General features: G+C 39.0%; 6 protein-coding genes. All 6 read left to right on the forward strand.

The features are described from left to right. Nucleotides 1-145: 145 nt before the first annotated feature. The 6 genes from NOS7107_RS17330 (at nt 146) to NOS7107_RS17355 (ending at nt 10,387) form a co-directional block, all read left to right on the forward strand. Nucleotides 146-5,506, forward strand: a complete 5,361-nt coding sequence (locus NOS7107_RS17330; RefSeq protein ID WP_015114250.1) for a non-ribosomal peptide synthetase — start codon at nt 146-148, stop codon at nt 5,504-5,506. 31 nt (nt 5,507-5,537) lie between these two features. Next, nucleotides 5,538-6,929 carry an acyltransferase domain-containing protein gene (locus NOS7107_RS17335; RefSeq protein ID WP_015114251.1) on the forward strand — a complete coding sequence of 464 codons (1,392 nt, stop codon included), beginning with the start codon at nt 5,538-5,540 and terminating at the stop codon, nt 6,927-6,929. A gap of 69 nt (nt 6,930-6,998) precedes the next feature. Next, nucleotides 6,999-7,853, forward strand: coding sequence for a 3-hydroxyacyl-CoA dehydrogenase family protein (locus NOS7107_RS17340; RefSeq protein WP_015114252.1), 855 nt, complete (start codon nt 6,999-7,001; stop codon nt 7,851-7,853). Nucleotides 7,854-7,868: 15 nt separating this feature from the next. Beyond that, complete coding sequence (locus NOS7107_RS17345) at nt 7,869-8,117, forward strand: acyl carrier protein (RefSeq protein WP_015114253.1); 249 nt, start codon at nt 7,869-7,871, stop codon at nt 8,115-8,117. An 11-nt stretch (nt 8,118-8,128) separates the two neighbouring features. Beyond that, on the forward strand, nt 8,129-9,313 hold the full coding sequence (locus NOS7107_RS17350; RefSeq protein WP_015114254.1) for an acyl-CoA dehydrogenase family protein: 1,185 nt from the start codon (nt 8,129-8,131) through the stop codon (nt 9,311-9,313). A 3-nt stretch (nt 9,314-9,316) separates the two neighbouring features. Beyond that, a complete protein-coding gene (locus NOS7107_RS17355) occupies nt 9,317-10,387 on the forward strand; it encodes an HAD family hydrolase (RefSeq protein ID WP_015114255.1) in 1,071 nt (356 codons plus the stop codon). Nucleotides 10,388-10,449: the final 62 nt, after the last annotated feature.

Here is a 10,449-nt window from a genome sequence, read left to right on the forward strand (position 1 = left end):
AATTACGCCTTGATACTCGGTCTGGGTTTTTGTGCAGTAAATACCGTTTTACTCTTTGTTCTTCACCGCTTATTTTTATTTCAGCAGATTTATAGAGTCTAGATAAAAGTAAGTAGTGCGTTAAAGTGCATCTAGCCATCTAAAAATGAATCAATATTCTGATAGCTTTCAACGAAGCGATGTCTTCTCTACCACAGGTTACACCAACAATGAGTTTCACCTCAGCAACTGTTCTACAGTTGTTGAACTCTTGGGTTTGAGAAGTTCTACCCAAGCAAACCAAGATATTTTCACCTTTTTATTAGATGGAGAAACAGAACAAGCTCGACTAACCTATCAAGAGTTGGATAGACTCGCTAGACGAACGGCGGCACAGTTGCAAGCAATGGGTTTAGCAGGAGAACGCGCTTTACTGCTTTATCCGGCCGGACTAGATTTTTTAATTGCTTTTTTCGGTTGTTTATATGCGGGAGTTGTAGCTGTCACTGCTTATCCTCCGAGAAATCAGCGTAACACACCGAGAATTCAGGCGATCGCTCAAGATGCACAAGCAGCGATCGCCCTGACAACAACGGATATATTACCGACAGTGCAGTCTTTAATGAGCCAAAGGACTGATTTAGGATCGTTGCAATGGCTGACAACAGATAATATTACTCCAGGCATAGAAGACAACTGGCAAAAACCTCATATTGATAGAGATAGTTTAGCGTTTCTGCAATATACCTCTGGCTCAACTGGAACACCCAAGGGTGTAATGATTAGTCATGGAAACTTACTGCACAATGCTCAAACAACTCGCCAATTTATGGAGCATTCGCCAGCCAGTAAGTTTGTGACTTGGCTACCGATGTACCATGATATGGGTTTAATTGGTGGGATATTGCAACCTTTGTATGGGGGTTTTCCCTGCATTATTATGCCGCCTGCGGCTTTTCTCCAACGTCCTTATCGTTGGTTACAGGCGATTTCTCACTATCGCGGAACAACCAGTGGCGGCCCCAATTTTGCTTATGATTTATGTGTGCAGAAAATCACGTCTGAGCAGAAAGCAAATCTTGATTTGAGTAGTTGGAGTGTAGCGTTTAATGGTGCAGAGCCGATTCGTCACGATACATTAGAGCGTTTTGCAGAGGCTTTTGCAGAGTGTGGCTTCCGCAAAGAAGCGTTTTATCCTTGTTATGGTATGGCGGAAACAACTCTGATGGTTTCTGGTGTACAGAAGGCTGCGCCACCAAAAATCAAAGCAGTGCATAAATCTGCATTAGCATCTCACCAAGTGGTAGAGTCATCAGTTGTTCCGGGAGATGATACATCTTACTTTGTCAGCTGCGGTCAAATTATTCCCGACCAGAAGGTAGTTATTACCAATCCAGACACACTCAAGAGTTGTCAACCTCATGAAATTGGGGAAATTTGGGTATCTGGATTGAGTGTTGGTCAAGGATACTGGAATCGTCCAGCAGAAACAGCAGAGACATTTGATGCTTATTTAGCAGATACAGGCGAAGGGCCATTCCTGCGGACAGGAGATTTAGGCTTTTTGCAGGATGGAGAATTATTTATTACAGGTAGAGCGAAAGATTTAATTATTATTCGTGGGCGTAACCTTTACCCCCAAGATATAGAATTAACTGCTGAACGTAGTCATTCATCCTTGCGTCCTGGTGCTAATGCAGCATTTACAGTTTTAGTTAACAACGAAGAAAAGCTAGTAGTTGTCCAAGAATTAGAGTTTCGCGCCAAACCAAATTTAGAAGCAGTCATCAATACAATTCGTCAAGCGGTGACAGAAGAGCATGAAGTACAAGTTTATGCAGTTGTTTTAATTAAACCAGGGACGATTTGCAAAACTTCTAGTGGTAAGATTCAAAGACGAGCAACTCGCACTCAGTTTGAAAATGGCGAACTCAATATAGTTGCCAGCAATCTTCTAAAAGCTAGTGATATTGTCAAAGAGTCAATTCAATTACAGCGTTCTCAACTGTTGATACTGGCGGCACAAGAACGTCAGACAGTTTTAGAGCAATATTTGATTGCACAGACAGCCAATGTTTTAGCGATCGCACCAGATAATATTCATTCCCAAGCACCATTCAGCACCCTCGGACTAGATTCTTTAAAAGTATTTGAGTTAAAAAACCGGGTTGAGGTTGACTTAGAAGTTGAAATATCCATTGCAGACTTCTTTGAAGGGATGAGTCCGCGATCGCTTGTGGCTAAAATCCTCACCCAAATCACGACGGCTGAACCACCATCAATATCTCTAACTCAACAGCCAAAAAACACCTCTGTTCATCCCCTATCTTTCGCCCAGCAAGGATTGTGGTTTATCCATCAGTTAAATCCTAATTCTCCTACATATAATATTCCGATAGTTATTCACTTCCAAGGTTGTGTAAACTTAACAGTCTTACAGGACAGTCTCAACGAAATTATCCAACGCCACGAAGTCTTACGCACAAGTTTTACAGAGGTTGATGGACAACCATGTCAAGTCATTAATCAAACTGTATTTGCAACTTTGCCGTTTGAAGATTTACGCTCACTACCAGAAAGCCAACGCCATTCAGCCGCAGAAAGTTTGGCGACAGAGTTTGCACAGCAGCCATTTGATTTGTCTGCGCCATCATTGTTGCGTGTGAAATTAGTGCAGTTAGACGATACAAATCATCAATTGTTAGTAACTCTGCATCATATAATTGCCGATGGTTGGTCGATTGGGATTTTGATTCAAGAACTAGCCGCACTATATGAAGCGTTTTCCACAAACAAGCTCTTACCACTGGCGGAATTACCCATTCAGTATCAAGATTTTGTTTATTGGCAACAACAATGCCTCAATTGCGATCGCATTCAATCATTATTAGCTTATTGGCAACAAAAATTACAGGGTGAGCTACCCATAATAAATTTACCCACAGACCGTCCACGTCCTCCAGTACAAACATTTAAAGGCGCTCAAGCCAAATTAGTTCTTTCTCCCACACTCACAGAAGCACTGAAGCATTTGAGCCGTCAGCAGGGCGTAACTCTATTTATGACCTTGCTCACAGCCTTCAAAATCTTGCTTTATCGCTACACAGGTCAGACTGATATTTTAGTTGGTTCACCCATTGCTAATCGTCACAAAGCCGAAGTGAATTCATTGATAGGGCTTTTTATCAATATTTTAGTGTTGCGTACAGACTTATCTGGCGATTTGAGTTTTCAGGAGTTACTAACGCGGGTCAAAACCACAGCTTTAGAAGCTTATGTTCATCAAGACTTACCTTTTGAAAAGTTGGTAGAGGAACTACAGCCGAACAGAGACCTCAGCTACAATCCTCTGTTTCAGGTGATGTTTGTTCTCCAGAATCTGCCAACACCCAACCTTAATCTATCTGATGTATCAGTTAGTTATGAAGAAGGCCATAACACTGCATCCAAGTTTGATTTGACATTGTTTATGGAGGACTCTGAGTCAGGGTTAGTTGCAACTTGCGAGTACAACACAGATTTGTTCAATGCAGATACCGTAACTCGGATGTTGGGACATTTCCAGACCTTACTGGAAAGTGTAGTTAGCAATCCCCAACAACCCATAGCAGACTTAAAATTACTCACACCACCAGAAGTACAGCAGTTATTGGTGGATTGGAATAATACCAAGAAAGACTACCCGCAAGATAAGTGCATTCATCAATTATTTGAAGCACAGGTAGAAAAAACACCAAATGCTGTTGCAGTTGTATTTAACAGCCAACAACTAACTTACCAAGAGGTGAATGAACAAGCAAATCAGTTAGCATATTACTTGCAAAAACTCGGCATAAAACCAGACGACATTGTTGGTGTCTGTATCAAGCGTAGCCCAGACATGCTAATTGCACTATTGGCTATTTTCAAAGCAGGTGGAGCTTATGTACCGCTAGACCCAGTTTATCCCCAAGAACGTTTAGCTTTCATGCTCAAAGACAGCCAAGCAAAGGTTCTACTAACTCAAAGCCAGCTAGGAGAATTATTTGCGACATCAAATTTAGATGTTGTTTGTCTCGATAGAGATTCAGACATACTTGATCAACAAAGTAGAAAAAATCTGTTGAGTGAAGTAAGACCACATCACCTAGCTTATGTCATCTATACTTCTGGTTCTACAGGTGTACCAAAAGGTGTGGCGATAGAACATCAAAGTTGTATTGCCTTATTAACATGGTCAAGAGAAGTATTTACAAATCAAGACCTAGCTGGAGTTTTAGCATCAACCTCGATTTGCTTTGATTTATCAGTCTTTGAACTGTTTGCTCCACTCAGTTGGGGAGGGAAAGTCATTCTGGTAGAAAATGCTTTGTATTTACCTTCCTTGACAACAGAAGTTAGATTAGTGAATACAGTCCCCAGCATCATTGCAGAACTACTGCAAGTAGATGGTATACCCTCTTGTGTCAGGATAGTTAATCTAGCTGGTGAACCACTACAAAATCACCTTGTGCAGCAGATTTATCAACATCATCATATTCAGAAAGTTTTTAATCTTTATGGGCCTTCTGAAGATACGACTTATTCTATATTTACTCAGGTAAATATAGAAGATAAAGTAACCATCGGTCGTCCCATCGCTAACACACAAATTTATCTCTTGGATAGTAATTTACAACCAGTTCCCATTGGTGTTCCCGGCGAAATTTATCTTGGTGGTGCAGGTTTAGCCAGAGGCTATTTAAATCGACCGGAGTTAACCAAAGAAAAATTTATATCTAACCCATTTAGTAATAAACTGGAATCACGGCTATATAAAACTGGAGATTTAGCTCGTTATTTACCAGATGGCAATTTAGAATATTTAGGACGAATTGATCATCAAGTTAAAGTTAGAGGATTTCGGATTGAGTTAGGTGAAATAGAAAACACACTACTCAAATATCCAGCAGTGCAAGAAGTTGTAGTTTCGGCACGAAAAGACAAACAAGGCGATAAGCAATTAGTAGCTTATATTGTGTCTTTAACAAAACAAACACCCACAATTCATGAACTGCGAACTTATCTGAAAAAACTCTTACCTGAATATATGGTTCCTGGTGTTTTTATTTTCCTTGACACCTTACCATTATTACCTAATGGCAAAGTAGACCGTCGTGCTTTACCTATCCCAGAAGCAGGGCGACCAAAATTAACTACCACCTATCAAGCACCCCAGTCAGCAATGGAACAAACAATTGCCAAGCTTTGGCAAGAGTTTCTAAGTCTTGATCAGGTAGGGATTCATGATAATTTCTTTGACCTTGGTGGACATTCACTATTAATGCTAAAAATAAATAATCAACTGCGGGTAATGTTACAGACAGATATATCAGTTGTAACGTTATTTCAGCATCCGACTATTTATTCTTTAGCGCAATATTTAAGTCAAACAACAGAAGATGAACCTGCTTTTGAGATGATACGCGATCGCATTCAAAAGCAAAAAGAAGCTAACAACAGAGGCAAACAATTATTAATGAAGAAATCAAAAAATAATTCTCACTAAGATGAAGTAAAAACTTGGGAGTTTGTCAAAAATGCTTACTAGCCATTCGCGTCCTTGGCAGTTATTAGTAATTTCTGCCCCAACTGAATCAGAACTAAAAACTGCTACCGTCAACCTTGCAGATTATTTGAGACAACATCGTGACTTGAACCTTGGGGATATTGCTCAGAAATTGCAACGCGAACAACAAGCTTTTAAATATCGGCGAATGGTTATTTGTCGGGATATAGAAGATGCTATAGTTGCACTTACAGATCCTAGAAGAATATTGACAAACATCCAAGAAACACAAAAACGTCCTATAGCTTTTATGTTTCCTGGAATTGGTACTCAGTACGTCAATATGGCTCTTGAACTTTACCAAGTTGAAACCGTATTTCGCACTTGTGTTGACTACTGCTGTGAATTTCTTAAACCCCTACTTGGTCAAGATTTGCGAGAGGTGATTTATCCTCTTGGACAACCAGAACAGCAGTTAGTTCCCGATAATTCTCAAGGTTTAGACTTGCGAAAAATGTTAGGTCGTAGCCAGATAGCAACCGATACAAAAATACTAGCTGCAACCTCTTTACTCAATCAAACTCACCTGACTCAACCAGCGATTTTTGTCATTGAATATGCTTTAGCGCAACTATTGATATCCTGGGGTATTTGTCCAACCGCCATGATTGGCTATAGCATTGGTGAATATGTCGCAGCAACCATAGCAGAGGTTTTATCTTTAGACGAGGGTTTAAAACTGATTGCTGCGAGAGCGCAGATGATTCAAAAATTGCCCAGAGGGGCGATGCTTGCAGTTCCACTTTCGCCAACAGAAATATCTCCCTTACTCAATGACAAACTTTCACTTTCGGCGGTGAATGGGTCATCTATGGGTGTGATAGCAGGTGAAAGCGAGGCTATAGAAGTTTTAGAACAACAATTGACTAAAAAAGGTTTAGCTTGTCGTCGTCTGGAAACCTCTCATGCTTTTCACTCTCATTTAATGAAGGGTGCTAGTAGTGAGTTACGCAAGTTAGTCAGCACATTTAACTTACAAGCACCAAAAATACGTTACATATCCAACGTTACAGGTACATGGATAACAGCAACAGAGGCGACAAATCCTGATTATTGGGTTAAGCATTTATGTCAAGCTGTGTTGTTTGCTCCAGGTATCCAAGAGTTATGGAAACAACAATATCCAATTTTGTTGGAAGTAGGGACTGGACAAACTCTCGGTAGCTTCGCAATGCAATGTCTAGAAAATAATCCCGCCGTCAGTCAATTGATTTTACCTTCTCTACGGTATTCCTATGATCAAAAACCAGACTTAGGTTTCTTGTTAAAAACATTAGGTAGGTTGTGGTTAGCAGGAGTGCAAATAGATTGGGTGGGATTTTATACTCAGGAGTCTCGTCCTTCTATTTCTTTATCTGTTTAAACGCAGAGTGACGGGGAGGTTCACGCAAAGTAGCACAGAGATTTAATTAAGAATTTGGAAGTTAAAACTATGAACATTCAAACAGTAGGTGTAATTGGTGCAGGCGTAATGGGTATTGGGGTTGCCCAAAACCTCGCACAAACAGGCCATCAAGTGATTCTGATAGATATTTCTGAAGATATTCTTGATAAAGCTAAATACGAAATCAGAAATAATATCCGCTTGCAGAGTTTTTTCAAAAAAAGTGACAATTCAAAAACTCCAGATAGTATTTTGGAAAAAATCGAATTTTCTACCAGCTATAAATTTTTAGAAAATGCTGATTTTGTAGTTGAAAATGTTACCGAAAAATGGGATATTAAAAAAGGGATATATCCGCAATTAGATTCTATATGTCAGCCAAATTGTGTATTCGCTGCTAACACATCAGCAATTCCGATTACTCGCATAGCTTCACTGACCAAACGCCCTGATAAAGTCCTGGGTATTCACTTTATGAATCCTGTACCAATGAAGCCAATGGTAGAGATGATTCGTGGATATCATACCTCTGAGACAACAATTGACACAGCAAAACAAATGCTGACTCAGATGGGGAAAGAATGCGTCATTGTCAACGATTCACCGGGTTTTGTTTCTAACCGTGTGTTGATGTTAACGATTAACGAAGCTGTTTTTCTAGTGCAAGATCAAGTAGCTACAGCAGAAGATGTAGACAAAATTTTTAAAGGCTGTTTTGGTCACAAAATGGGGCCTTTAGAAACAGCAGATTTAATTGGACTAGATACCATTTTATTTTCTATCGAAGTTTTGTATGAAAACTTTAACGATAGTAAATACAGACCATGCCCTTTACTGCAAAAAATGGTAGACGCTGGGCTACATGGGAGAAAGAGTGGTAAAGGTTTTTACGCATATCAATAGGAAATAGTAAGATTTATGAACGAACTTCAAGCTAAAATTAAACCTTTCTTGTCAAAATTTTTCGGCAATCATGATTTACAACCAGATGAAGATATTTTTGCTCTGGGTTTTGTGAATTCTATGTTTGCGATGCAACTTGTTTTGTTTGTAGAACAAGAATTTCAAGTTGCTATTGAAAATGAAGACTTAGAGTTTGAAAATTTTCGCACCATCAACTCTATCGCCAATTTAGTGGAACGCAAAACTGCTGTTCTGACACAGTAATTTTATGTATTATGAAAATAGAACTATCTGCTCAACAAAAAAACGCCCAAGCTGAATTTAGAGCTTTTGTTAACCAAGAAATATTTCCTCATGCTGGTGAATGGGATAGACAAGAATTTACGCCACCAGAACTAATTAAAAAAATTGCTCAACGCGGTTTTCTTGGTGCTATCTTAACCCAAGAATATGGTGGTAAGGCAATGGATATGATTACTTATGGCATTCTCAATGAAGAAGTTGGGCGGGGATGTTCTTCTATTAGAAGTTTGCTGACAGTTCACAACATGGTAGCTCATGCTTTGTGTAAATGGGGTAATAAATCTCAAAAAGAATATTGGCTACCGAAACTAGCATCAGGAGAAATTATCGCGGCTTTTGCATTAAGTGAACCGAATGTTGGTAGCGATGCTAAAAGTGTGGAAACAACAGCAACTCTAGTTGGTGATACTTATGTTTTACATGGGCAGAAAAAATGGATTACTTATGGACAAATAGCAGATATCTATTTAGTCTTTGCTCAATGTGAAGGTAAACCTACTGCTTTTTTAGTGTCAAAAAATAGCCCAGGCTTTTCAGTCAAATCCATGTGTGGCATTTTAGGAGTGAGAGCTTCAATGTCGGCAGAATTATATTTTAATAACTGTCAAATTCCGCGAGAAAATTTAGTTGGTAGATTAGGTTTTGGGTTTGCCTATATTGCTGCTTCTGCCCTGGATTATGGTAGATATAGCGTAGCTGCAGGATGTGTTGGTATTGCTCAAGCTTGTTTAGAAGCTTGCATCAAGTATACAAATGAACGTAAACAGTTTGGTGTGTATCTGAAAGAACATCAATTAATTCGCCAAAAGATTACGCAGATGATAGCTAATACCAAATCCGCAAGATTGTTATGTTATCAAGCTGGTTATCTTAAAGATATTAACGACCCTAATTCAATTATCGAGACTTCTATTGCTAAGTATTTTGCATCTACAGTCGCTACCAAAATTGCTAATGATGCTGTACAACTTCATGGCGGGAATGGTTGTAGTAGCGAGTACCCTGTGGAGAGGTATTTACGCGACTCAAAAATTATGGAAATTATTGAAGGTAGTACTCAAATTCAAGAAATTACAATTGCTGAGTCTGGTTATCAAGATTATCTGTTTGCAAATGTGGCTACTGGTTTAGATAAGCAATTAGTAGAGAGAACTTAATATATGGTGAGTATTCAAGAGCCAAATTTAAATAGTAAACAAAAAGATAAAAAAGTGATTAAATGTGTCGTTTGGGATTTAGATAATACCCTATGGCACGGTGTTTTGCTTGAGGATAATCAAGTCTCTCTGCGAGAAAATATCGTAAATTTGATTGAAACTTTAGATAAACGTGGTATATTACAATCTATAGCTAGTAAAAATGAACATCACACGGCAATAGCTAAGTTAGCAGAATTTGGGTTACAAGAGTATTTTTTATATCCCCAAATCAATTGGAATTCTAAAGCTGATTCAGTTAAAGAAATTGCTAAGTTAATCAATATTGGTTTAGATGCGATCGCCTTCATTGATGACCAGTTATTTGAGTTAGAAGAAGTCAAGTTTTCCTTGCCCGAAATTCTCTGTATCAATGCAGAGGAAATTGGCAGTATTTTAGATATGCCTGTCATGAATCCCCGGTTTATCACGGAAGATTCACGCATTAGAAGATTGATGCATCTGAGCGATATTGAACGACAGAATGCGGAGAAAGAATTTGTCGGCACATCTGATGAATTCTTAGCCACTCTCCAGATGAATTTCACTATATCTACTGCCCAAGAAGACGATTTGCAGCGTGCAGAAGAATTAACGCTCAGAACTAATCAATTGAATACAACTGGTTATACCTATTCCTATGATGAATTGAATTATTTTCGTTGTTCAGAAAATCATAAATTGCTAATTGCAAGTTTAGAAGATAAATATGGTAGCTACGGCAAGATAGGTTTAGTTTTAATTGAATGTCAACCTCAGTCATGGACAATTAAGCTGTTGCTGATGTCTTGTCGGGTGATGTCGCGGGGCGTGGGGACAATTATGTTGAATCATGTGATGGGTTTGGCTAAGAGTAATAATGTACGTTTGATGGCGGAATTTGTCTCAAACGATCGCAACCGCATGATGTACATATCTTATAAGTTTGCGGGGTTTAGGGAAGTTGAGAAGCATGGCGATTTGGTGATTTTTGAAAATGATTTAAGTCGGATTCAAGATGTGCCTGAGTATGTGAGTTTTCAAGTGATTGATTAAACTAACTACAGAGGCGCAGAGAGGGCAGAGAAAGAATTTGAGTTAGAGTTGGCAGCGAGTAA

Origin of the sequence: Nostoc sp. PCC 7107, from assembly GCF_000316625.1 — a bacterium.
In the GTDB taxonomy this organism is placed as follows: Bacteria; Cyanobacteriota; Cyanobacteriia; order Cyanobacteriales; family Nostocaceae; genus Nostoc_B.

Excerpts from the sequence above, each read along its gene's own strand:
- NOS7107_RS17350 (WP_015114254.1), top strand. The coding sequence starts at position 8,129 with ATGAAAATAGAACTATCTGCTCAACAAAAAAACGCCCAAGCTGAATTT.
- NOS7107_RS17340 (WP_015114252.1), top strand. The coding sequence starts at position 6,999 with ATGAACATTCAAACAGTAGGTGTAATTGGTGCAGGCGTAATGGGTATT.
- NOS7107_RS17335 (WP_015114251.1), top strand. The coding sequence starts at position 5,538 with ATGCTTACTAGCCATTCGCGTCCTTGGCAGTTATTAGTAATTTCTGCC.
- NOS7107_RS17330 (WP_015114250.1), top strand. The coding sequence starts at position 146 with ATGAATCAATATTCTGATAGCTTTCAACGAAGCGATGTCTTCTCTACC.
- NOS7107_RS17355 (WP_015114255.1), top strand. The coding sequence starts at position 9,317 with ATGGTGAGTATTCAAGAGCCAAATTTAAATAGTAAACAAAAAGATAAA.
- NOS7107_RS17345 (WP_015114253.1), top strand. The coding sequence starts at position 7,869 with ATGAACGAACTTCAAGCTAAAATTAAACCTTTCTTGTCAAAATTTTTC.